Here is a 24,414-nt window from a genome sequence, read left to right as displayed (position 1 = left end):
GCATGGCCCCGGGCCTCGGCAATCTCCTTGATGCCATGCTTGGCGATGGTGTGATATTCCGCTGTCGCCATGGCGGCGGCATATTTGATATTGAGCTCTTCCTGGCCGGTCTCCGCCTCACCCTTGGAGTTCTCGATCGGCAGGCCCGCATCCCAAAGGTGGTTGCGAATGGGGCGCATCACGTGCTCTTCGCGTGTGGTCTGCAGGATGCTGTAGTCTTCGTTATAGCCCGAGATCGGCTCCAGATCCTTGAACCCTGAGCGGCGGATCTCATCAAAGCTCTTGGCAAAGAGGAAGAATTCCAGCTCGGTGGCGCACATGGCCTCATAGCCCATCTCTGTCAGACGGTTGACCTGGCGCTTCAGGATCGCGCGGGGGGAGTGCGGGACCTCTTCATGGCTGTGATGATCCAGCACATCGCAGAGCACCATGACCGTGCCCTCCAGCCAGGGCACGGGGCGCAGCGTTGAAAGATCCGGCTTCATCACATAATCGCCGTAACCCCGTTCCCAGGAGGTCGAAGCATAGCCATCCGGCGTCGCCATATCCAGATCGGTGGCCAGCAGATAATTGCAGCAATGGGTCTCTTCCCAGGCGCCCGCAACAAAATGCTTGGCATGAAAACGCTTACCCATCAGCCGCCCCTGCATGTCAACAAGGCAGACCAGAACTGTGTCAACGGCCCCAGAAACAACCTGATCCTTAAGAGTGTCGAAACTCAGAAAATTGCTCACGATACATCCTCCTTGATCGTGATACTTTGAAGTGCGGGCTCGAGAAGCCGCAGGAGTTCCTGGGCTCTGGCAGCGATGTTTTCGGGGGTGCGCATCAGATCATTGCGGACTTCGATCATGACATTGGCCAGCCCGCGGGGCAGCGCATGCAGGCGCAACGAATGGGTCACCCCATCTTCTGGCCCATAGGGCTCATTGCGGGCCACCCGGCGTCCGGTCAGGCGCCCGGACTGTTTCAGCATGGCATCCACCAGGCGACTGTCACCATCATGCAAAAGCCCGATCTCTACTGTGCGGCGTTTGCCAAAATAGACTGGGGTGAAACTGTGCACCGTTACCAATACAGTCTCCGGACCGCGATGATCTAAGATCTGTGAAACCGCTTCGCAAAAGGGTTGATAAACCTCTGCGGCTCGGGCCTCCCGCTCGGCTGGAGAGAGGTCCTGGTTGCCGGGCACATCGATCAGTTCGGATTTTTGCGGCATCGCACCTGGTGCTTGGGGCGGGCGGTTGCAATCATAAACCAGCCGGGAAACCGTCGACATGATGGCAGGCGCATCCAGAGCTGCGGATAAAGCCAGGGTCAGTTCTCGCGCGCCGGGATCCCAGACCGCATGGCTAAGACGATCCTCCTCTGCCAGGCCCAGTCCGTGATAGGCCTTGGGAATATGGGAGCTGGCATGTTCACATAGGAGAACCACTTGACCGGTGCCCTGGGGGTTCACGATTTCTACAGGGTCACTATCCGACAACTCAGCCATCAGCCTGCCTCCGTCACTACGGTGTCTTTCAATTTTTGTATGTCCTTGATCCGGCGCGTTTCCAACAACTGGCCATGGCGATAGAGGGATGAATTGGCTACAGATGCGATGTAGTTGCTGAACTCGCGACGGGAGCGCAGTGTTTCCAGCAAGTCGCTCATGCGTCACAGTTAACCTTTGACCAAAGCTAGCATTTCGGCGTGCAGGTCTGGTGTGGCCGCGGAAACCACCCGGCCATCCGATTGCAGCCCCAAGGAGCGGCCATCCCAATCGGTAATCACACCACCAGCGGCTTCGATGACGGCCGAGACTGGGAGGTAGTCATAGGGTTGCAGATCATAGTCGATCACTGCATCCACATGGCCAGCGGCGAGCAGGGCATGTGGATAACAGTCATAGGCAAAACGGCGGGTTTGTCCGGATTGCATCAACCTGTCAAAGAGTTGCGGATAGTCCCGGTGGATCTTGTCACCTTCGTTGACATATAAAACCGCCCGGTCCAGCCGGTTTTGGCGGGACACTTGGATTGGTTTGCCATTCAGCGTCGCGCCCTGCCCTTGCACCCCGATAAACGTTTCGCCTAGGGCTGGCATTCCGATCACGCCAAGTTGGGGAACTTCGGCCTTTAGATAGCCTAGTAAAAACCCAAACAGAGGGTGGCCTGAGAGGAATGAGCGTGTGCCGTCGATCGGATCGATGATCCAAATTTCGTCACGGTCGACACCGTCAAATCCTTGTTCCTCGCCGAAAATCCCGTGATCTGGAAAGTGTTGTTCAAGGTAGGCCCGTACCTCAGCCTCTACGCCTTTGTCGGCTTGGGTGACCGGGCTTTCATCTTTTTTGAATTCGATCCCAAGCCGACCGCGAAAGTAGCCGCGGGCTGCTTCTGCAGCGATCTCTGACATCCGGAGAGCATGATCAGCGTAGTCTGGCATCTTAGACATTGTTTCAGAAAACCCCTTGTCGTTTAGTCGTGCTGCTGCCCGCAGGGTGCCGGTTGCGCCTCAATGGGAGTGCGCTGGCCAATGGGGCAGACAGCTTGTTTAGGGAGGATCCTCACAGAGCGGTCTGAAACAGCCTTGTGAGGTGCAATCCAATTACGAGGCGCGCTGAATTGGGGCGGAGTTGTAGGCCTCTTCCAGGATGATTTCGACGAGATCGAACTGGGTATGCAGATTGACGTCTTCGAAATAGATATGGCTGGGCCATGCCTGGCCGACATGGTTGTCTTCGGGCAGATCGATATTGGCGCAGACGTTCCGGATTGCCGCCACATGAGTGCGCGCCATCTCGCGGACTTCTGCCTTCTTTGCCTCCAGATCCTCGATGCTGTTGCGATCGATTTGTGGGGAGCCAATTCCCGAGGTGAGCGGCATGTTGCGCTTGATCGCCTGATCTTCATAAAACGAGATGTCCACATTATCTGCAGCCAGCCTCATGATGAAAACCGGGTTTGCGCTGACCTTGGCATCGGTGAGATCCAGCAGCGCGGGGTTCTCTGATGGCGCCATTTCGGGTGTTGCGGCGCTGGCTGTATGCGTGCCCCCGCGGCGACGGGATCGGCGGTCTTTTTTCTTGGCGAGAGCTACGTGGTCGCCACGGTAATTGTTGTCAAACACCCGGTCTGCATAGGGTTTATCGCGCAGCATATGGCGGATCGCCCGGATCGACATGTTCTTGCAGTTTTCTGGACCAATGAAGAAGGGCGACCCGGAGGCATCGGACAATTCAATCCAGCCATGGGGAAAGGTTGCGATATGGTGATCCATCCAGGGACCCAGCACCACGTCGCCCAGGTGATCGAGTAGCGCGTTGACTTCATCGGGGTCGTTCACGACGTCACCCAGCAGGGGTTCCTGACCGTAGATGTCGGCGGCGAGGCTGTAGGGCGCGGTGATCTGCAAGAGCGGTGGCAGGCCGGTCAGTTCCTCATGCACGCGCAGAATATTGGTGATCGCCAGCGGCACTCCAGTGGTGAAATCAGGGGTCTTCAGCTCGCGCCAGTTCTCCTTATTGATCAGCATATCATCAGGGTCGGCGCCAGGAGGGTATTTATCCGGATACATGACGGTTTGACCCAGCGGTTCGCAGGACCATGCATAAAGCGCCCAGGTGATATAGAATTTATTCACCCCTAGCAGTCGGCTGACCGCAAGGTTGGCGCGAACATAGCGATAGGGATCTTCGTGGTAATACTCGCGCGTCTCAATGCCATAAAGGTCGTTTAGCACCGCCAGTGCCAGCATGTGGACAGAGGCCACGCTGTTCACATGGTTCGGGTCAGCTTTCTGGGCGAAGTTGGTATCAAAATCACCTGCGATTGCGGCATCGAATACCTGTGTCATTTCAGCTTTGGCTTCAGCGTCGCCCGCTTGCCAAGCCCGCAAAAGATCCACCCCTTTGGGGAACGCGTAGTCTTCTATTCTGGTCATGGATTGGCCTCAAGCATTGTGCATCCCCGGCGCGATTATGCGCCTGTTGAAATTGAGGCTACTCAAGATTGGAATTATAAAATATACCCACTATATTCCCATTTATAGGCCCATTTAGACATGCCAAAATCTCCGAGTGGTGCACTGCTCCAGGGTTTCACAATCGAACGCGACTCTTCAGTGCCAATCTACCGGCAGCTGGATGCCTCGTTGCGCCGCTTGATTTTGGATGGCTCTCTGCCGCCTGGGCAAAAGCTGCCTTCAACGCGCGAGTTGGCGCAGGAGTTGGGGATTTCACGGATTACTGTGAAAAATGTCTACGAACAGATAATCTCCGAAGGCTATGCCCAGGCAAAGACGGGGGCTGGAACTTTTGTGGCGGATGGTCTGGACACCGAGGCCTTTCCGCAGATCCGAACCCCGCGACACAAAGACAAACCATCGGGCATTGAGATTTCAAGCCGTGCGCGAACCATCGCTGCGTCGAAATCAACCGCCCGCTATGGGGAGGTCGCGCCGTTTCGCCCCGGGGTTCCAGCTCTGGACCAGTTCCCGGTGAAACTATGGAATAAGTATATGGCCGAAGCGATGGTTCGGGATATGCGCAGCAGTCTCAGCTATGGCCAGGTGAATGGCAATGCCGACCTGCGTGAGGCGATTGCCCGGCATCTGGCGGATGCGCGCGGAATGAAGGTGAATGCGGAGCGGGTGATTGTAACTTCCGGCGCTCAGCAAGCCTTTGTGCTGATTGCTTTTGTGTTGTTGAACCATGGGGATACGGTTTGGTACGAAAACCCCGGACACATCGCTGGCCGGGATGTGATGCAAACCATGGGCGCCAATGTGGCGCCGGTGCAGGTTGATAGTGAGGGGTTAGATTTGGCCCAGGCTATCAAACGTCATCCAAAGCCGGCTTTGATTTTTACCACCCCCTCGCACCAGCAGCCCTTGGGAACGACAATGAGCTTGGGGCGACGATTGGCACTGCTCAGCTATGCTCAGGAAAACAATACCTGGATCATCGAGGATGACTACGACAGTGAGTTTCGCTATCGCGGCCGGCCTTTGCCTGCCCTCAGCGCCTTGGACAGCGCCCAACGGGTTTTCTATGTCGGCACCTTTTCTAAATCGATGTTTGCCGCGATGCGGCTGGGCTATGTGGTGGTGCCACAGGAGTTCGCGGAAACATTTGCCGCCGCTCGCAATCTGCTGGGTCAGAACTCCTCTGCAGTGGTGGAGGAAACGATGGCGCGGTTCATGGAGGATGGACGGTTCACCGAACACATCCGCAAAATGCGCCGCTTGTACCGGACGCGGAGGGATGTGCTCTACGAAGCCCTGTGCCGTGATTGCAGTGCCTGGCTGGAACCCCAATGGACTGATGCGGGCATGCATATGGTCGCCTGGCTGAAGGGCGGGATCGACGACCAAGCTGCCCATGAAGCGCTGCTGGCAGCGGGAATCGAATCGCTCCCGATCTCGCTTTACTGCATCGAGTCATTAGAACGCACCGCGCTTGTGCTGGGGTTTTCCGGCGTGGATGAGCGGATTATCCCCCGCTTGGTGGAACGGCTCGCAAAAATACTCAAAGAGCTGGCGGGTGCCGGGGCGGGTTGACCCGTGCACAGGCGTTGGTCATCCAGCGACGCAGTTGCAAAATTTCAGCCTCTTCGCAGATGGCCTTGCGGCAGGTCAGGAAATAGCCGTTTTCGGTGCGCAGACCAGTGCCGGGCAGTTCGACCAGCTCGCCACTATCCAATGCTCCATCATCCAGACCACGCCAGATGATACCGACGCCACGCCCTTCGATGGCACTGTAGACCACATGCGGGTAGCTGTTGAAGAACAGGGTGGATGGATCTGGCTCATAAGGGATGCCAAAACGTTCGAAGAAAGAGCCGAACCAGAGTATGCCATACTCCCCCCGGTCCAGATGCAAGAGCGGCAGACGGGTGAGGTCTTGCAGATCGGGGTTTGGCAACTCGTGTTTCTCAAGCAGTTTTGGTGCAGCAGCGAGGCAAATGTCCTCCGGAATAAGCAGATCTGAATGCCACTCCGGGTCTGGGTGCGGACCAAGGCGTACATCAAGGTCTGGCACCCCATCTTCTGGGCGCATTCCAAGGGGGCCAACCGATAGGTTGATTTGCAGCTGGGGAAAGGATCGTTGCAGGCGCGGGTAGTGCTTCAACATCCAGAAATGCGCAAACCCATGACCGCAGCGGATACGTATTTCACCCGGACCGTGCTGGCGTTTTAATTCCTGTGCTTTCAGCGAAATGGCACCAAGACCTGCATCTACAGTTGTAAAAAGTTGCTGGCCGGCGGTGGTCAGAACCATGCGGCGGTTTTGGCGCAGGAAGAGAGGGCAGCCCAGGTGCTCCTCCAGGTTTTGAATATGGCGCGATAGGCTGGATTGAGAGGTGTCAAGGGCCTGCGCTGCGGCGCTGACTGATCCTTGCGAGGCGACCACCCGAAAGGCAGCTAAGGCGTTCATCACAGGCAAGAGGAGGGAATCGGCTTCAGGTGGCATCATGAAAGACCTGCGAAAGAGTGTATCTAGAAACTACACAAAAATACATGCAAAAAAAGCATTGATTGATGTTGCTCTGGCTTGGTGCTCCTGCGCTCCCATTCCTGGAGAACAGTAAAATCTATATTTTACAAAATGTTGTGTTTGCAGGCGTCATTCTCATCTGTTCTGGTGATCTGCTTCAGGCATCATTTCTTAGGAAATTGGATGGAAGACACCATGTCAGAGAAACGCAATATTATCATCATTGGCGGCGGGGTGATCGGCCTTAGCCTCGCTTATCACCTGGCCAAGAAAGGCGCACGGGATATCCTGTTGCTGGAACGAAACCAGATGACCTCGGGCACAACCTGGCACGCGGCAGGGATTGTCGGGCCGCTGCGCTCAACCTTCAACATGACCAAACTGGCCGCCAAGGCGCTGCAGACCTTTCCGGAGCTGGAGCGCGAAACCGGACTGGCGACGGGTTATATGCAGACCTCGGGTTATTGGATCGCCAGGCGAGCGGAGCGTATGGACGAACTCTATCGGATTCACGCCATGGCGGGATTCACCGGCATGACCCCAGAGATGCTTTCGGGCGAAGAGGTTGCCGCACGGGTGCCCGGCATCAGCGCCGAAGGTATTCATGGTGCTTTGACCCTTAAGGAAGATGGGCAGGTTAATCCTGTGGATTTGACCATGGCCTTTGCCAAAGGCGCGCGCAGCCGGGGAGTGGAGATCCGCGAAGGCATCAGCGTGGCAAGCCTTATCCAGGAGGACGGTCGCGTGACCGGAGTAGAACTGGCCGATGGAACAAGGGTTGAAGCCAACCAGGTGGCGCTTTGCGCTGGTGCTTGGTCTAAAAAACTGGCTGACGAGGCAGGCATAGTCCTGCCGCAGCATTCGGTGAAACATATGTATGTGGTGACTGAACCAATTGAGGGGTTCCCAAAGCCTTTCCCGGTGTTCCGCGACATGGAAACCCATGTCTACATGAAGGGCGACGCGGGAAAACTGCTGGTTGGGTGGTTCGAGATGGATGCGAAATCCTGGGACCCTTATGGGGCAGAAGGTGACCGGCCGTTTCTGGAAATGGAGGATGATTGGGAGCAGGCCGAGCCCTTCATCGAAGCAGCACTCAGGATGTATCCCGGTCTCGAGAGCGCGGGCATCCAGCATTTTCTGAATGGGCCGGAGAGTTTTACCGCTGATAGCCGCCCATTGGTGGGCGAGACGCCAGAGTTGCAGGGCTTGTTTGTCGCAACCGGTTTGAACTCTGTGGGGATCATGTCATCCGCTGGCGTGGGAGATGCGCTGGCGGATTGGATGATCGATGGCGATGCGCCCAGCGACCTGTGGGACATCGACATTCTGCGCGGTGATCCGCTGCAATCCGGCCAGGCCTATATGGAAGACAAGATGCGCGAGGCCGTGGGCAATAACTTTGCCATGCATTGGCCCTTCAAACAGCCGGTTTCCGGCCGCGACCTCCGCCGGTCACCATTGCACCAGCGCCTGGATCAGGCAGGAGCAGTCTGGGGCGTAGGCGGAGCCTGGGAACGCACCCGCTGGTTTGCGCAGGATGAGGCAGAAAAAAACCTTCCCTATTCCGTTGGGCCACAAAGCTGGCAATATGTGGCAGATCGTGAAGCGCAGAATATGGCAGCGGATGTGGTACTGATTGACTTGTCCATGTTCACTAAGATCAATGTGTCAGGTCCAGATGCATTGGCTCTTTTGCAATGGGTCAGCACCGCACACGTGGATGTTGCCGAAGGTCGCGCGGTTTACACCGCTTGGCTGAACCAGCGCGGCGGTGTGGAAGCGGATCTTACGGTCACACGTTTGGGCTCTAACCTTTTTCGGGTGACAAGCGGAGCAGCCACACGACGCAAAGATCTGTATTGGCTGCAGAAACAGGCGCGTATCAAAGGGTTCGATGTCACGCTGCAAGATGTGACAGAGAGTGAAGCGGTGATAGGGGTGATGGGTCCGCGCGCGCGTGCGTTGTTGCAAGATCTCTCAGATGACAATTGGCAGGAATTTGACTTCTCCACTGCTCGCCGGGTCACAGTTGCGGGCATAGAGTGCAGTGCCACCCGGATCAGTTTTGTTGGTGAGTTGGGTTGGGAAATTGCGATGCCGGCAGTGCAAGCGCCAGTGCTGTTTGATGCTTTCCGTGCCGAAGGCGCAGGTCTTTTGGGCATTCACGCCTTGGACGGCTGCCGGATCGAAAAGGGTTTCAAACATTGGGGCCATGATCTGGGGCCAGATATCTCCCCACTGGAGGCGGGGATAGGATTTGCAGTGAACTGGACCAAAGGTGATTTCCTGGGTCGCATCGCACTGGCCAAACAAAAACAGGATGGTCTCACCCGCCGTCAGCTCTTGTTGGAGGTCGAAGGCGAGGCATTGCTTCTGCACGATGAACCCGTCTGGGAGAGGGATAAGCGCGTTGGTTTGACCTCATCTGGCGCCCGTGGTCCTAGAACCGGTAAGAACCTGTGTTTTGCCAATGTGGCAATTGCCCCGGGTGAAACTCTGGCAGAAACCCGATCCCGCTGCTTTGAAATTGAAGTGGCAGACCGGCGCTATAAGGCGAGGCCGCTGACCCGGGTGCCATACGATCCGGATAACGGCAAAATGAATGGTTAAGGCACTGTAAGTTAATAAAAAACCCTCCGGGATTGTATCCCGGAGGGCAAGCGGCAGCCCAGAGCACCTTTGAGAGAAGAAACCGGCAGCTTCTTTGCGTTTGCCGGCAGGAGAGAAAGGTGCCCGGGGATCATGCCTCAGGCAGCTTTTGATGCCCGGAATGTGATTGGCGTGGCGCCAAAGTTGTTGCGGAACAGTTTTATGAAAGAAGACAGGGACTTGAAGCCGCAGGCAAGTGCGATTTCGGTGATCGGCATGTTGGTGTCCTCCACCAGGCTACGCCCCAGCTCCAAGCGTTCCATTCTATAAAACCGCACCGGAGACGTACCCAAATAGCGCAGGAACAAGCGCTCAACCTGACGAACGGACAAGCCAATGATGGCTGCGATGGTATTGACGCTAAGTGGTTCTTCCAAGTTATCGAGCATCAGGTTGATGGCCTGTTGCAGCTTGGGAGGAGCCCCCCGGTAACGGTCAGCGGCAGAGCAAGTCTGAGCTCGGTCAGCGCTGCGTGTGGATTGCAAAAGCAGGTAGTTTCGAATCCGCGTGGCGGTTTCTGTGGAAATATTGTTTTCCACCCAGTTCAAGGCAAAATCCATTGCGCCCAATTCGCCTGAGCAGCTGATCAGATTTCCGTCTTTGACAAAAATCGAATCTTCAAAATCGATATGTGGGAGGGTCTCGCGGTTTGCGGGGATGCGCGACCAATGGTCGGTTCCCTTTGTGATAAGGCCAGACTGGGCAATCACGCGGACAGCCGCACCCATGGCGCAAACCGGAGTGGAAGAAAGGCGACATTTTCGCACCAACTCGAGGGTGAGAGCCGTCTCGGCCGCGCTCATCTGTGGACCGGAACAGACGGCATAGACGTCGGGCCTGGGTAGCAGGGTGTCCCGTCTTAGATTGTCTAGCAAGGAACCGTCGGAGGCTATCTGAACCTTCGAGCGCGCCCGCACCGGAGTGCCATCAAGAGTCAGGATGGTGACATCCACACAGGCCAAAGGCGAAGCTGTCTGGACCGCGTCCAACACGTCTATAAGAGAGGTCAGGCTCAGCAGAGAGAACCCTTCGGTTATTAGAATGGCTGCATTGAACAGTCGCCGGTTGCTTCCTTGGAATGGGGGCTGGTTGTTCTGGATCGCGTGAAATTTTGTCATCCGGCGGCCTCCTGTTCGATCAAACCCAAAATCGGGAGCGAATTTGGCCAACTCTGGTACCAAACGCACTTAAACGTCATGTCTGGATTCAAGATGTGGAGTATTGGGTAAAAGAAAAGTCCCATTATTTGACTCTTGATAGACCCATTTTGAAAGTGAGTCACATTGGTCTTTGGATGTTCTTTAGTTTTTCTTCGAGGGGTTGCTGTTCAAAACAGTTGAGGGCTGGCAAACGAATTTAGCACTCGCGCCTGTCGCCTCTTGGGCATGACTCCCAAGAAACGACCCCGGGGCTAAATCCCGAGGTCGTTTCTGATTTGCTATCCTAACAATTAGATATGAAGTGCATGCCCCAAAGCGCGAAGGCAGGCTTCCTGAAGGCCTTCTGACTGGGTCGGATGGGCGTGGATGGTGGCGCCGATATCCTCAAGGCAGCACCCCATCTCGATCGCCAGAGTGAAAGCCGCCGACATTTCCGAGACCTGGGCGCCGACCGCCTGGATGCCCAGAACCGCATGGTCGCTTTCGCGCCAGACCACCCGGATAAAGCCCTCTTCACGCTCGCAGGTCATCGCCCGGCCATTGGCCATCAGGGGAAACTCGCTGGATTTCGTGCCTTCCACCTCGCCCGGCAGGGCGCCGCAGGTGACGATCTCGGGATCTGTGAAGCAGACCGCGGGGATGGCGCGCTTGTCCCATTCCACCGCATGGCCCGCGACATGCTCGGCCACCATCTCGCCCTGGGCCATGGCCCGATGCGCTAGCATCGGCTCGCCGGTCACATCGCCAATGGCATAGATGCCGCGCATCGAGCTTTGGCAGTGCTGATCGATACGGACAAAGGGCCCGTCCAGCGTCAGCGCCAGCTCCTCCACGCCAATACCTTGCGTGCGCGGGCGGCGGCCCACGGTGACCAGGACCTTCTCCGCCTCGACCGCACCCTGATCGGTGTGCAGCTGACCGCCGGCAAAGGCTTCGGCCTTGGCTCCGGTCATCACGGTGACCCCCAAAGCCTCCAGCCGTTTGGCCACCGGCGCGGTTAGCGCCCGGTCATATGTGGGCAGGATCCGGCCCTCGGCCTCAACCACGGTGACCTTGACGCCCAGCTTGGCAAAGGCGGTGCCCAGTTCCAGCCCGATATAGCCGCCGCCAACCACGGCGAGGCTTTGCGGCAGCTTGGTCAGCGCCAGCGCATCGGTGGAGGATAGGATATCGCCGCCAAAGGGCAGGAAGGGCAGCTCCACCGGGGCTGAGCCGGAGGCAATGACGATCTGCTCGGCGCGAATCTGGATCTCTTCTCCCGCTTGCGTCACTGCCACGGTTTTGCCGTCAAGGAACCGCGCCCGGCCCGCCACAAAGCGGGCGCCGGCCTTTTTCATCAGCCCCGAAACCCCTGAGTTGAGGCGGCTGACGATGCCGTCTTTCCAGGCCACGGTCCTGGCCAGATCGATCTCGGGCGCGGCGGCGCTGATGCCCAGAGGCCCCTGCCCTGCCGTGGCGATGCGGTGGAATTCCTCCGCCGCATGGATCAGCGCCTTGGAAGGGATACAGCCTACGTTGAGGCAGGTACCCCCCGGTGCGCTCTCATCCACGATGATGGTGTCCAGCCCCAGCTGGCCCGCCCGGATGGCGCAGACATATCCGCCTGGACCGGCCCCGATAATCAGCAGCTTACATTTTAGATCAGGCATTCAGCCCTCCACAAACAGCATCGCCGGAGTTTCCAGCAGGGATTTCAGTTTTTGCACAAAGACCGCCGCGTCCCAGCCGTCGATCACCCGGTGATCGAAGCTGCAGGAGATGTTCATCATCTTGCGCGGCTGGAACTGCTGGCCGTCCCAGACCGGGCGGATCTGCATCTTGTTGACACCGACAATCGCCACCTCCGGGTGGTTGATGATCGGCGTGGTGGCAATCGCCCCGAGGGGTCCCAGCGAGGTGATGGTGATGGTGCCGCCCTGCAGCTCCTCGCGCTTGATAGTGCCCTCGCGCGCCGCTTCCGCCAGGCGGGTCAGTTCCGCGGCATTGTCCCAAAGGCTGCCGGCTTCGGCATGGCGGATCACCGGCACGTTCAACCCGTTCGGCGTCTGGGTGGCGATGCCGATATGGACGCCGCCATGGCGGTGGATCACGCCGGCCTCATCATCATAACGCGCATTGAGGGCGGGCTGTTCGCGGGCGGCCTCGACAATGGCGCGCATCAGGAAGGGCAGGATGGTCAGTTTGGCTCGCTCGCCCTTGTGCTTGTCATTGAGGGCTACGCGCAGGCTGTCCAGCGCCTCCATCTCCACCTCTTCGACGATGGTGATATGGGGGATCTGCCGTTTCGAGAGCTGCATCTTCTCGGCAATCTTGCGGCGCATGCCGATGACGCGGACCTCTTCGATGCCGGTATTGGCTCCGCGCGAGACCTGGCCCTGCTGGATGCCGCCAGAGGCCGCCCAGTGGTCCAGATCCGCATGGCTGATCCGCCCGGCGGGGCCGGAGCCCGGAACCTGGCGCAGATCGATGCCTTCTTCGCGAGCGCGGGCGCGCACCGAGGGTGCTGCCAGCGGTTTGGTGCCCTTGGCACGGGCCACTGCCGCCGGGGCCGGGCCGGGTGCAACAGATGGAGCCGGTTCCGGCGCAGGTGCGGCAGCTGCCGCAGGTTCAGGTTTCGGTGCGGCTGCAGGCGCGGGTTCTGGACTGGCGGAAGTGCCCTCCTGCTCATTGCCGGCGCCCTCGACCTCAAGACGGATCAGAACCGAGCCCACCGCCATCAGCTCGCCGATGTCACCGCCAAGCGCGGCCACTTTGCCGTCCACCGGCGAGGGGACTTCTACGGCGGCCTTGTCGGTCATCACCACCGCCAGAACGTCGTCTTCCTTGACCAGATCGCCGGGTTTCACCTGCCATTCGGTCAGCTCCGCCTCGGCGATGCCTTCCCCGATATCCGGCAGCCGGATTGCATGAATTCCCATGGTTCAGTCCTCCATGACTTTGTTCAGCGCCTCGCCCAGGCGGGCCGGGCCGGGGAAATATTCCCATTCCTGGGCGTGCGGATAAGGCGTGTCCCAGCCGGTGACCCGGATGATCGGCGCCTCCAGATGGTAAAAGCAGCTCTCCTGCACCAGGCTCATCAGCTCAGCACCAAAACCGCAGGTGCGTGTTGCCTCATGCACGATGACGCAACGGCCGGTTTTCTGCACCGATGCCACGATGGTCTCCAGATCCAGCGGCATCAGGCTGCGCAGATCGATCACCTCGGCATCGATACCGGTTTCCGCCACCGCCGCTTCGGCGACATAGACCATGGTGCCATAGGCCAGGATGGTCAAATCAGCGCCCTCGCGCCGGATCTTGGCCTTGCCCAGCGGCACAGCGTCGCTGCCATCGGGCACATCGCCCAGCGGGTGTTTCTTCCAGGAGACCAGCGGCTTGTCGTGATGCCCGTCAAAAGGCCCGTTATAAAGACGCTTCGGTTCCAGAAAGATCACCGGGTCCGGATCCGCAATCGAGGCCAAAAGCAGCCCCTTGGCATCCGCCGGGTTGGAGGGCATCACCACCTTGAGGCCGGAGACATGGGTGAACAGCGCCTCGGGGCTCTGGCTGTGGGTCTGGCCACCGAAGATGCCGCCGCCGGTGGGCATGCGGATCACGATGGGACAGGTGAAATCTCCGTTCGAGCGGTGCCGCAGGCGCGCCGCCTCAGAGACGATCTGGTCATAGGCCGGATACACATAGTCGGCGAATTGGATCTCGATCACCGGCTTCAGCCCATAGGCGGCCATGCCGATGGCGGTGCCGACGATGCCGCTTTCGTTGATCGGCGCGTCAAAGCAGCGACTCTTGCCGTATTTCTCCTGCAGGCCGGCGGTGCAGCGGAACACCCCGCCGAAAAAACCCACGTCCTCGCCGTAGACCACCACCTTGTCATCCGCGGCCATGGCCACGTCATGGGCCTCGCGGATGGCCTCGATCATTGTCATGCTTGCCATGGCTCAGTACCCCGCTTCCTGGCGCTGCCGGACCAGATGCGGCGGCATGGTTTCATAGACACCCTCGAACATGTCGCGCGGGCTGGGCGCATCGCCATCGCCCAGGGTGCCGACGGCCTCGGCCTGTTTCTGCACAGAAATCACCGAATCCAGGATCTCCGCTCGGCCTGGGTGTGGCGGTCCTCCGACCATTCCCCGATGTAATGAGATGCTGTTTCAGCCGCTCAATCGGGTCGCCCAGCGGCCAGGCCGCCGCCTCGCGCCGGGAGCGGTAGGCCGAGGGGTCATCCGAGGTGGAATGGCCGCCGGCCCGGTAGGTCACGTGTTCGATCAAGGTGGGGCCAAAGCCCCGGCGGGCGCGTTCCGCCGCCCATTTCGCCACCGCATGCACTGCCAGGTAGTCATTGCCGTCCACCCGCAGCGAGGCGATGCCAAAGCCATGGCCCCGGGCCGCGAAGGTGCCGACACCGCCGCGCGCGATGCCCTGGAAGGTCGAAATTGCCCATTGGTTATTGACGATATTCAGCACCACCGGCGCCTTGTAGGTGGAGGCAAAGACCATGGCGGCGTGGAAGTCGCTTTCGGCGGTTGAACCATCGCCGATCCAGCCCGTTGCGATCTTGGTATCGCCGGAAATCGCCGAGGCCATGGCCCAGCCGACCGATTGCACAAACTGGGTGCCGAGATTGCCGGAGATCGAAAAGAACCCGTGTTCCTTTGAGGAATACATGATCGGCAGCTGACGCCCGTGCAGCGGATCATGGGCATTGGAGTAGATCTGATTCATCATGGTCAGCATCGGATAGCCGCTGGCCACCAGGAGCCCGGCCTGCCGGTAGGTCGGGAAGTTCATGTCGCCGTCCTCAAGCGCACGGGCAAAGGCACAGCTCACCGCCTCTTCGCCCAGATGCTGCATGTAGAAGCTGGTCTTGCCCTGGCGCTGCGCTGTCTGCATGCGCGCATCAAAGGTCCGTAGCGTCACCATGTGGCGCAGCCCTTCGCGCAATTCATCCGTGCTGAGCGCACCGGCCCAGTCGCCAACGGCCTCGCCCTCCTTGTTCAGGACCCGCACGATGGAGAAAGCCATATCGCGGATGCTGTCCGGATCGGCATCCACCGGTGGGCGCGGCACCGCGCCGGCGCGGGGGATTTCAAAGTCAGAGAAATCCGGTGTGTCTCCGGGTCGGCAGCCCGGCTCCGGCACATTCAACGATAGCGGCTCAATCTCATCGGTCATGCTTGCCCTTTCCGGTATCTGTCATGACAGCTTCCTTTTGCTTGCAGGTACCTTTCCTTGTTCAAAACCAAGATCGTGCTTCCAGGCCTGCCTTTTGCCTTTTCACCTGAAAACCACGCTTTCGAGCAGAGGTGAAAGGCAGGGCGGGGCCCGCAGAGGAGGGAGAGATTTGGAACGTTTGGCCTGCTTTTCTCTCAGACTATTTTATTAGCTTAGGTTGAAGTAGCGCCTTTTGCAGCGTAAACCTTCTGAGGTGAGCTGATTTCACTATCATTTAAGGAGTTGAGAGTGAGTATCACTACAGATTCGATAGATCGGAAAATTATTCGCGCACTTCAGGAGGATGGGAGGATGCCTCTGGTTCAGCTGGCAGAACGGGCTGGGCTATCTGCAACCCCCTGCAAAAGGCGCCTGGCACGACTGGAAGAATCTGGATTGATTTGTGGCTATAGTGCGCGGATTGACCGAAAGATTGCTGGCTTTGGTATTACCGCATTTGTCTCTGTGGAGCTTGAAAGGCAGGATGCTGAAAAAGTGGCGGATTTCCAACGTCAGGTCGCACTTTTTGATGAGGTGGTAACCGGGACCTTGATGACCGGTGCTCAGGATTTTCTGTTGGAGGTTGCTGTAGAAAGCCTTGAGGAGTTTGAGAGCTTTTTGCAAATTAAATTGATGCGATTGCCTGGGTTGCGAGTGGTTCGCTCGCGGTTCGCGCTGCGCAAATTTATCAATCGCGCACGCTTACCCTAGGTCATTGCAGGTCAATGATGATGGCAGAGTTAGTTAGGGATTTATACGTTTTGCCAGCGCTCCGAACCAGACCCATGGGCGGTACTGGCTTCGGTCAGCCCAAAAATGACCGCTCAAGTGACGGCATGGGACAGTGGCACAAATACTGCCCAGAGGGCCCGTGGTTGCCCAGGCCGGGCCTGGGTGACATCTTTCAGCCGGTTTTGGTGTTGCCTGTTGAAACTTGACGTGTTTCCGCCCAAGCGAGAAAAGCCTGCAGGTCCATTGGGCGACCAAAAACATACCCCTGAAGTACATCGGCGCCCAAGTCTCGCAAAACATCCGCTTCCGCTTCCGTTTCGATGCCTTCAATCACGGTTTCCGCACCAACGCTTGCAGCCATTTCGATGAAACCTCGCATGAGGTTCTGGCGTTCAGGTTTTTGGTCAATGTCAACAGCAAAGACGCGTGCAATCTTCAAGCGGTCAGGTTGCAGCGCCAGCACAGCAGCAATACTGGCATGACCCGTTCCGAAATCATCAATCTCGATTGTAATCCCCAGGTCCTTTAAAGCTTGGATCTTACGGGCGTAATCATCGCTAACCTGGTCCAAAAAGACCGTTTCGAGAAGCTCGAAGGCCAGGCCATTCTTGGGAAGATCAACACGTTGTTCCAAGCGTTCCGCCAGGTCAGGACTGGCGAGGCTCGCCGCCGATACATTGACGGAGATGTTCGACAGAAGTATCCCCCGTTCCGCAAGAACCCAATATGCATAGAGGGCTTGATCAAGGATCTTTCGATCCAAAGCGGCAAGAAGATTCAGCTCTTGCGCGATAGGAGTGAACAGATCAGGTGAAAGAATTCCGCGAATTGGGTGGTTCCAGCGTGCCAAAGCCTCACAGCCTGTTAGCTCGCGTGTCTTCGCATCGATTTGGGGCTGCAACATGATTTCAATTTCATTGCGCTCGAATGCAAGTTTGAAATCCTTGATCAGATTTAGCTTCTCCTCATGCGCTGCTCCGATTTCTTCCGTGTAACCATTCACACAGGAACGACCATCTCGTTTCGACGCGTATAGAGCAAGATCTGCCTGATGTAGGGCTGTGCTTAGGGAGGCTGTTGGTGATGCTGTTGAAAACCCAATTGATGCCCCTACACGAAGTTCTGTTTTCTTGAACTTGATCGGCTGCAAGAGTTCAAAAAGAATATCGTTGCACAGCTCTTCAGCCTCTTCCTGTGGCATTGTTGAATCTAATAGGACGACAAATTCGTCCCCACCGATCCTAAAGGCAAAATCCTGCCCGTTCCTAAGGGGTTTGCAGATTCTGTTTGCGCTTTCCTGGAGCACAAGGTCCCCCGCCTCATGCCCATAAGTGTCGTTCACTTCCTTGAAGCGATCCAGATCAAAAGCAATAACCAAAGCTCCGCTCATTCCGCCTTCAACCGTGTCCGAAGCAATCTCTTCAAGGTGCATTCGATTGCCCAAACCCGTGAGCCTATCGTGCCGTGCGGCCCATGCGCTGTCCTGTTGAGCTTCGCACATAGCAATATAGGCCTCTTCTGCCATCAAGCGGGTTTCCCGCTCTCTGGAGATGACATCCATACGCTGATTGATTTCTAGCTCAACGCGATCAAGAACCTTGTTGTAGCGATAGGCAAGCGCTCCGACTTCCGTGGAATGCTCCACTCTGACACGGCGAGCAAAACTTGATGAGTTCTGATGGCGCTTCATTTCTTCAATGAGTTCAAGAAGCAGGTTGCGTTGGTGGTTTTCTGCCAAATTGAGGCCTTTGACCTCGTCTTTCGGCTTGGCACGGAAAAGGCCAAAGGCCTTGAGGCATAGAGCTAAGGGGAGCGCCCAGGCAAAGACCCAAAGCCCAACACAAGCGATCCCGATAGCTTGGACGCCCAGTTGTTCTAGCCGTGACCCCATAGGTAAATGCTCGACAGGTACGGCAAAGGCCACCGCAAGTGTACCGACAATCCCCGCGACAAGATGGACGGGCACAGCACCAATAACATCGTCGATTTTCAAGGCCTCAAGGATATCTCTTGAAAGTACAACCGACACGGCGCCAACAGCGCCGATGACAAAGGCGGAATACCCCGAAATGAGATGTATAGAAGCGGTGCCAGCCACAAGGCCACCAAGCAGCCCGTTGATCAACAGTTCTGAACGCATATGACCGATCAAGAAGAGACCGATGATAATACTGGTCAATCCAGCGCCTGCAGCTGTCAGCATGGTGCGGACCATGATCGGGGCAACGTCCGCTGAAAATATTAATCCGCTCCCACCATTGAAAGCGCCCCAACCGACCCAAAGCAACAAACCACCTAGGGCCGCCAAAGAGATGGAGTTTTCTTCAAAAAGGCGTTTTTTATGGCTAAAACGACCAAGGCGCGGACCAAGTAGGACAACCGCGATTAGGGCGACCCAGCCGCCCACGCTATGGACAACGGTGGCCCCGGCAAAGTCAATAAAGCCCATCTGATTGAGCCAGCCACCTTCATTCCAAATCCAATGACCGGCAATCGGGTAGATAAATCCACCAAGGGCAATTGACATAATCATATAGCCCAGGAAACGCTCTCTTTCAGCGACAGCACCCGAAACAATGGTCGCAGTTGTCGAAGCAAAGGCCATTTGAAATAGAAAGACTGCTGCAAAGTGGCCGCTGGTGTTGTCTAACGCAGGGAAGAAATAGCTGGAGCCGAAAAACCCCCCTTTGCTTTGCCCAAACATGAGACCATAGCCCAAAAACCAAAAAGCGAAGCTCACCACACAAACATCCGAGATATTCTTGAGCGCAACATTGGTTGCATTCTTTATCCGGACCGTACCGGCCTCAAGGCACAGGAACCCGCATTGAAGCACGAGCACAAAGAGTGCCATGATCAAGATCCACGAGGCATCACCATCTGTCATTTCTGCTCCCTCAAACCGTTGGGGGTACTGATACTGTTCAGAGAGATTGCCTTAAGGTCGTCAAGAAAGCGTTTCTAAAAGGAGTATTTTACTGACTACTTCACAAGAGAAATGCGTCAGGAATTGCAAAGATCGTCAAGAATACGGGCCATCATTTCCTCACACGCAACTAATTGGCGCATTTCAAGGTACTCATCCTGCTTGTGTCCCTGCCCTTCCATGGAACCCGGGCCGCAAACGATTGTTGGTATTCCCAAACGATCAAAGAAACCGGCCTCGGTGCCAAAGGCGACTTTGGTGGTGTGGTTCTGCTGTGCCAATTGTAGGGCATAAAGTGTCGCAGCAGATTCCTGCGCTGTATCAAGGCCAGGGTAGGAATTGTAATTTTCTATTTCGATTTTTGCTTCCGGTCTGCCTTGCCCGATTGTTAGGCAGGCTTGCTCTGCCGTTTGAAGGATATGTTCTTCGATTTCGGCCGAATTGTCAGCGGCTAGATGCCGATACTCGAAGGTGATCTTTGCCAAGTCCGGGACAATATTCAGGGCAGTGCCACCTTGCAAAATCCCTGCATGCAATGTGGTGTATGGTACGGAATAGTCCGGGTCTTGAGCGCCCTTTTCCCGATAATGCGCTTGCACCCGGCGCAAACCAACCAGGAATTCACCCGCCAGATCGAGTGCATTCACAAAATTTGGTGCCAACGCAGAGTGGCCACTTTGGCCATGGCACCTGGCCCTCAGTGCCGCTTTCCCTTTGTGTCCGGTGGCTACCTGCATTTCTGTCGGCTCTCCGACAAAACAGATTTTGGGACGCCCGACCAATGACGAAAGAGGCTCAATCATGTGCTGAATTCCGACACAGCCTATTTCTTCATCGTAAGACAGCACCAGTTTTAGCGGTTCACTTAAGGAAGCGCGCGATGCTTGATCCGCGAGAGAGAGCATTGCCGCTGCATAAGCTTTCATATCCGTAGTGCCGCGGCCGAATAACTGATCACCTTCGCGTGTTAGTTGAAATGGAGGCCTGCGCCAGTTTTGGCCATCAACAGGCACCACATCCATATGAGCCGACAAAAGTACACCAGCCCCGGCGGGGCCCAGTTCCGCATAGAGCCCCATTTTGGAACCATCAGCACTGGGAAGACGCGTGACCGCAAACCCCCGAGCATTCAGGAAATCCTCGGCGAAACCTGCCATTTCCAAATTTGACTTGTGACTGACCGTGTCGAAAGCAATCAGTTTTTCCAGAATTTCCAGTGTCAGTGTCATTCTTGGTCCTGCTCGTTGAGCTTGGTTTGAACCGCCTATCAAAAGCCTTAAGGCTGTTCATAAACTCTGATATTCGAAAGCCGCGCTTAGGCTGCGCCAAAGCTGCTAGAGGAAAAGCAAATTTGCCCTAGCCACCTGGAAGGTTTGCAATCGAAAGTCGGTTTTCCTCAACCATCTTTTTGCAATGGTCAATAAAGGCCTTGAGCGTATTGGTCGGGTTCCCACTCTTTATGCTTAATAGCCCGATCTGCATCGAGCGGACGGGTCCGGAAAGGCGTACAAATTCGAGCATCTTTCCATCAGGCGAAAGGTTGTTTGGAGGCAATACATTTGCGATCGAGAAGCCATAGCCATTAGCTACAAGGCTGCGCATCACTGACATGTCGCGGGTTCTCTCACTGACATTGGGTCGAAAACCTGCATCATTAAAAAACGACATGAAGTATTCGCTGCTATAGGGGAGGTCTAGCAAGACCATTGGATGCTCACGCAATTCCTCAACCTGAATCTCTTGCCGTCCAGCAAGCGGATGACCTTCATAGAGAACTACATAAGGCTGCAGCTCTCGCAGCGGGTAGAACTTCAGATCAGAAGGAATATCCAGATCATAGGTCAGCGCGATGTCCAGCTCTGCGCGACGCAGGTGGCTGAAAATCTCTGCCTGGTTCAGTTCTTTTTGTTCGATTCTGGCCGTCGGATACAGTTGTTCAAACTCTCGGCGCAGTCCGGGCAGAACAATCTGAGCGAATGTCACCAGGCAGCCCACGGTTAATGTCCCCTGGATTTTCCCCGAAATCTCACCCGCCAATACCGCAAGGTATTCTGCTTCGCTCAGTACAATCTGGGTCTGTTCAGCCAGCCGTGCCCCAGCTTTGGTCAGGGTCAGGCCCTTGGCGTGCTCGCGCGTAAACAGAGGTAGGCCAAACTCATCTTCGAGCTGGGAAATCGCAGCCGAGATGGTGGGCGAAGAAACATTGAGCATATCGCTGGCCGCAGCGATACTTCCGGTCTTGCCGACTTCTACAAGGTATTCAAGCTGGCGCAGGGTGTATCGGAAGGGCAAGGTTCAAACTCCAGCAGGGTCCTGGCCTAGATGTTTTCCGGGCCAGGTATTTTGCATGCTATTCTACGCGTGATTGCGACGCCTTTAAACCGATTTGAAGCGTAGTTTTCCTCTCAGGTGGAGTTTACTCAGCCCCTTTGGTTTAAGAACCTACTCGTCTCCGGGTACGCCATAAGAAGGAGCTTCACGAGGATCCAAAGCGCGTTGGATATAGGCCTCCAGCTGGGGTTTGTAGACGTCCCATGCGTGCGCGATATCGGCGATAGGGCAGCTTTCGCTCCAGTCGCAGCGAAGTTCTGCAACGGGCCAGCTGACCTTATCAACAATAAGCATTCCAGCTGAATGTACGGGGCCTGCTTCTCCCCCGGCAGCCAAGCCTGCCTGCATTGCTGCGATCAACCGATCGCCTAGATGACCATCTGCCTGTTCAAATCCTGCCACGATGGCTTGACAGACACTGTCATTAGCCAGCAGATTGCCCCCAGAGGCCACGTCGCGCCCCTGAGCTTCGGTCCAGATACCTAGGGAATTTGGGCCCGAGTGGATTGCTGTGTTTCCCTGTGCATCAATCGCCAATACCTGACGATATTCGATGAACCGTCCCTGCTTCTTTATCTCAGCAATGGCTTCCTCGGCACTTGCTCCTGCTTCCATTAGATCCAGTGTCATCGGTCCAAGGCTTGGATCGGTGACATTCTGGCTCGCAACCGCCCCGACACCAGCACGGGCAAAAGCGCAACGTGCCGCCACCGCAGGCGAGGAGGAAGAAATCGCCATTCCGAACATGCCTGTCTCAGCACAACGCGCCACCAGAGAAAAGGTCATTCCAATATCCTTCTTGTCTTCACTTTGCCCAAATACCTTCGGGGGAGCGCGAGGGGCAGAGAGCCCCCTCGCCCGTTGTTACACGCGCCTTAGTCAGGAATAACGGCGGTACCGTCGATTTCCACCAGCCACTCCGGGCGCGCCAGCGCCTGTACGACCAGCCCGGTAGAGACCGGGTACACGCCTTTGATGTATTCCCCCATGGTCCGATAGACCGCCTCACGGTGGCGGACATCTGTGATATAGACCACCACCTTGACCAAATGCTCCATGGAGCCGCCGGCCTCTTCGATAAGCTGCTGAATATTCTGCATGACCTTATGGGTCTGTTCTACCGGATCATGGCTGTCGATATTCACCGCGTCATCTAGGTTCTGTGGACATTGCCCACGCAGATAGACGGTTTTGCCCCCCTGGGTGACAACCGCTTGGCAAAGATCGTTATCCAGATTCTGCTCTGGGTAGGTTTCGGAGGTGTTGAATTTTCGAATGCGAGTATGCGCCATAGGTTGCTCCTGGTGAAGGATCGAAGCTGAAACAGAGCAGATCTCTCTCCCCTGTTTCGGCATCAATATGGGTCCTTGTAGGTGTTATGAAGACTGATAGTTCAAGTAGCTTTTGCGGATCTGAATCTGATCGGCCACATGCTTTGCATCATGCCAAACCCCCCAGATAAAGGTAGAGCCACGACGGGACTGCCAGGGCAGGCCCAGGAAATAGACACCAGGTTCCTTCGATACGCCGCGTTGATGGCGTGGGGCACCTTTTTCGTCAAAGGTATTAAACTCCATCCAGGAGAAATCCTGGCGAAATCCTGTGGCCCAGATGATGGTCGAGATGCCTTCTTTGGCGAGGTCCAAGGCACGTAGCGGATTGGTCAAGCAGTCCGGGTCAGGGAACTGCTCTCTTGCTTGCGGCTCTTCCGGTAGGTCAATGCCGGTCCGCTTCACATAAGCATCTGCCAGATCCAGCATTTCATGGTAGTTTGCATCACCACCTGCGACATTGGCCTGCAGGTCATCGCGGAAGGTGAGGACCCCCTCCTCATAACCTTCGGTCAAGCCCATCAGAGTGACCCCTTCGCCCCCAAGACGTCGGAAATCCATGGTCTGGCCGCCATAGGCCCCGCTTACTGAAATTGTAACGTGCTCTGTGCCCGGCTTTTGCGCCGCGACATCCCAAAGCCCCAACACGCCTAGCCACCAGACAAAGTCACGGCCTCGGTAAGCGCGCGGAGGTCTGTCGTGTGGTCCAACGGAGAGGAAAGTCTTTCGTCCAGAGCGGTTTAGCTCATCCGCGATTTGCGCACCTGAAGAGCCAGCCCCGACAACCAGCACGGCGCCTTCTGGCAACTGCTCTGGGTTTCGGTAGTGAAAGGAATGGATCTGCTCGACCGCGGCTTCTTTCGGGACAATTGGTGGGACTACGGGGCACTGGAAAGCGCCTGTTGCAGCGACGATGTTTTGCACTTCATAAGTTCCGTCGCTAGTATCCACCAGGAAGGAGGAGCCATCAGCGCTGCGCTTGGCTTTTGTCACCTCAACGCCGGTTCGCAAAGGCGATTTGATCATCGCGGCATATTCTTCAAGATAATCCGCAACACAGTCTTTCCCTGCGAATTCATCAGCGCCGCATTTTGAGAATTCGAGATTCGGGAAGCGATCATGCCAAGCGGGCCCATTTGCAACAAGTGAATCCCACCGCCCAGAGCGCCATGCCTCTGCAACTCTGTTTTTTTCCAGGACCACATGCTCAACACCATTCTCGCTGAGATGCTCACTCATCGCGATCCCGGCCTGGCCGCCGCCGACAACTAGAGTGTCCGTTTTCTTGTTCGCCATGCGTCCTATTCCTTCTCTCTAGTCAACCCGAATGCCGCTTGTTGAAAACGCAAATTACTGGTCTTCGCCATCAAGTTTGGCGAATGGCCGCTTGTCGATGAGCGCCACGTTCCCTTTCCTCAAAGGAACACATTCCCATCTGGACCAGTGACGAGCGTCAGCACCAAACGGGGGCAAATCAAACAATGCGGGGGAGCATCTATGCGCGTTTCGAAAATGATATTTTCATAGGTCTCTAAGGGGCGAAACAATCATCTAACTTATCGCTGCTTCGCCTTTCCCTAACCCATGAAG

General features: G+C 56.5%; 18 protein-coding genes and 2 pseudogenes. 3 read left to right on the top strand and 17 right to left on the bottom strand.

Translation table 11 applies throughout. The features are described from left to right. From RSK20926_RS19745 to RSK20926_RS19730, 5 genes and pseudogenes are all read right to left on the bottom strand, one after another. Nucleotides 1-734: pseudogene (locus RSK20926_RS19745) on the bottom strand (glutamine synthetase); the annotation flags it as partial. After that, complete coding sequence (locus RSK20926_RS19740; protein WP_008209454.1) at nucleotides 731-1,495, bottom strand: N-formylglutamate amidohydrolase; 765 nt, start codon at nucleotides 1,493-1,495, stop codon at nucleotides 731-733. The pseudogene RSK20926_RS19745 and the gene RSK20926_RS19740, both read right to left, overlap by 4 nt. Next, nucleotides 1,495-1,656, bottom strand: a complete 162-nt coding sequence (locus tag RSK20926_RS22935) for a hypothetical protein (protein WP_008209452.1) — start codon at nucleotides 1,654-1,656, stop codon at nucleotides 1,495-1,497. Before RSK20926_RS22935 ends, RSK20926_RS19740 begins: the two co-directional genes overlap by 1 nt. A 9-nt stretch (nucleotides 1,657-1,665) precedes the next feature. Further along, a complete protein-coding gene (locus RSK20926_RS19735; RefSeq protein ID WP_442852530.1) occupies nucleotides 1,666-2,430 on the bottom strand; it encodes an inositol monophosphatase family protein in 765 nt (254 codons plus the stop codon). A 162-nt stretch (nucleotides 2,431-2,592) separates the two neighbouring features. Further along, on the bottom strand, nucleotides 2,593-3,927 hold the full coding sequence (locus RSK20926_RS19730) for a uroporphyrinogen decarboxylase family protein (RefSeq protein ID WP_008209448.1): 1,335 nt from the start codon (nucleotides 3,925-3,927) through the stop codon (nucleotides 2,593-2,595). A gap of 180 nt (nucleotides 3,928-4,107) precedes the next feature. On the opposite strand from RSK20926_RS19730, the gene pdxR reads away from it, so the two are divergent. After that, the gene (pdxR, locus tag RSK20926_RS19725) at nucleotides 4,108-5,544 is read left to right on the top strand and encodes a MocR-like pyridoxine biosynthesis transcription factor PdxR (protein WP_198136602.1); all 1,437 of its coding nucleotides are present in this window, start codon (nucleotides 4,108-4,110) and stop codon (nucleotides 5,542-5,544) included. On the opposite strand, the gene RSK20926_RS19720 is transcribed toward pdxR, so the two are convergent. After that, nucleotides 5,513-6,421 (bottom strand): LysR family transcriptional regulator, encoded by a 909-nt coding sequence (locus RSK20926_RS19720; RefSeq protein WP_198136601.1) that lies wholly within the window; start codon nucleotides 6,419-6,421, stop codon nucleotides 5,513-5,515. The genes pdxR and RSK20926_RS19720 overlap by 32 nt on opposite strands. 243 nt (nucleotides 6,422-6,664) lie before the next feature. On the opposite strand from RSK20926_RS19720, the gene RSK20926_RS19715 reads away from it, so the two are divergent. Continuing rightward, nucleotides 6,665-9,094 (top strand): GcvT family protein, encoded by a 2,430-nt coding sequence (locus tag RSK20926_RS19715; protein WP_008209442.1) that lies wholly within the window; start codon nucleotides 6,665-6,667, stop codon nucleotides 9,092-9,094. A 137-nt stretch (nucleotides 9,095-9,231) separates the two neighbouring features. Here the strand turns inward: RSK20926_RS19715 and RSK20926_RS19710 are convergent, their stop codons facing one another. The 5 genes and pseudogenes from RSK20926_RS19710 to RSK20926_RS19690 form a co-directional block, all read right to left on the bottom strand. Continuing rightward, nucleotides 9,232-10,251, bottom strand: a complete 1,020-nt coding sequence (locus tag RSK20926_RS19710; protein ID WP_008209440.1) for a GlxA family transcriptional regulator — start codon at nucleotides 10,249-10,251, stop codon at nucleotides 9,232-9,234. Between the two features lie 332 nt (nucleotides 10,252-10,583). Further along, on the bottom strand, nucleotides 10,584-11,942 hold the full coding sequence (lpdA, locus tag RSK20926_RS19705) for a dihydrolipoyl dehydrogenase (protein WP_008209438.1): 1,359 nt from the start codon (nucleotides 11,940-11,942) through the stop codon (nucleotides 10,584-10,586). Continuing rightward, the gene (locus RSK20926_RS19700; RefSeq protein WP_008209437.1) at nucleotides 11,943-13,211 is read right to left on the bottom strand and encodes a dihydrolipoamide acetyltransferase family protein; all 1,269 of its coding nucleotides are present in this window, start codon (nucleotides 13,209-13,211) and stop codon (nucleotides 11,943-11,945) included. It abuts the gene before it with no gap. A gap of 3 nt (nucleotides 13,212-13,214) precedes the next feature. Beyond that, nucleotides 13,215-14,228 carry an alpha-ketoacid dehydrogenase subunit beta gene (locus tag RSK20926_RS19695; RefSeq protein ID WP_008209436.1) on the bottom strand — a complete coding sequence of 338 codons (1,014 nt, stop codon included), beginning with the start codon at nucleotides 14,226-14,228 and terminating at the stop codon, nucleotides 13,215-13,217. Between the two features lie 3 nt (nucleotides 14,229-14,231). Continuing rightward, a pseudogene (locus tag RSK20926_RS19690) lies at nucleotides 14,232-15,465 on the bottom strand (3-methyl-2-oxobutanoate dehydrogenase (2-methylpropanoyl-transferring) subunit alpha). Between the two features lie 294 nt (nucleotides 15,466-15,759). Between RSK20926_RS19690 and RSK20926_RS19685 the strand changes: the two are divergent. Further along, nucleotides 15,760-16,215 (top strand): Lrp/AsnC family transcriptional regulator, encoded by a 456-nt coding sequence (locus tag RSK20926_RS19685; RefSeq protein WP_442852529.1) that lies wholly within the window; start codon nucleotides 15,760-15,762, stop codon nucleotides 16,213-16,215. 193 nt (nucleotides 16,216-16,408) lie between these two features. Here the strand turns inward: RSK20926_RS19685 and amt are convergent, their stop codons facing one another. From amt to RSK20926_RS19655, 6 genes are all read right to left on the bottom strand, one after another. Then, on the bottom strand, nucleotides 16,409-19,123 hold the full coding sequence (gene amt / locus RSK20926_RS19680) for an ammonium transporter (RefSeq protein ID WP_008209429.1): 2,715 nt from the start codon (nucleotides 19,121-19,123) through the stop codon (nucleotides 16,409-16,411). A gap of 116 nt (nucleotides 19,124-19,239) precedes the next feature. Beyond that, the gene (gene argE / locus RSK20926_RS19675) at nucleotides 19,240-20,391 is read right to left on the bottom strand and encodes an acetylornithine deacetylase (RefSeq protein WP_008209427.1); all 1,152 of its coding nucleotides are present in this window, start codon (nucleotides 20,389-20,391) and stop codon (nucleotides 19,240-19,242) included. 127 nt (nucleotides 20,392-20,518) lie between these two features. Beyond that, entirely contained in the window at nucleotides 20,519-21,454 is a 936-nt protein-coding gene (locus tag RSK20926_RS19670; protein WP_008209425.1) for a LysR family transcriptional regulator, read from the bottom strand. A gap of 150 nt (nucleotides 21,455-21,604) precedes the next feature. Next, nucleotides 21,605-22,279, bottom strand: a complete 675-nt coding sequence (locus tag RSK20926_RS19665; protein ID WP_008209424.1) for a DUF1028 domain-containing protein — start codon at nucleotides 22,277-22,279, stop codon at nucleotides 21,605-21,607. Nucleotides 22,280-22,368: 89 nt separating this feature from the next. Continuing rightward, a complete protein-coding gene (locus RSK20926_RS19660; RefSeq protein WP_008209423.1) occupies nucleotides 22,369-22,785 on the bottom strand; it encodes a RidA family protein in 417 nt (138 codons plus the stop codon). Nucleotides 22,786-22,869: 84 nt separating this feature from the next. Then, a complete protein-coding gene (locus RSK20926_RS19655; protein WP_008209422.1) occupies nucleotides 22,870-24,120 on the bottom strand; it encodes a flavin-containing monooxygenase in 1,251 nt (416 codons plus the stop codon). Nucleotides 24,121-24,414: the final 294 nt, after the last annotated feature.

The sequence above is a fragment of the Roseobacter sp. SK209-2-6 genome (genome assembly GCF_000169455.1).
Lineage (GTDB): Bacteria > Pseudomonadota > Alphaproteobacteria > Rhodobacterales > Rhodobacteraceae > Pseudophaeobacter.
The sequence above is the reverse complement of the archived record's forward strand: the minus strand, read 5'-3'. Positions and strand labels throughout refer to the sequence as shown.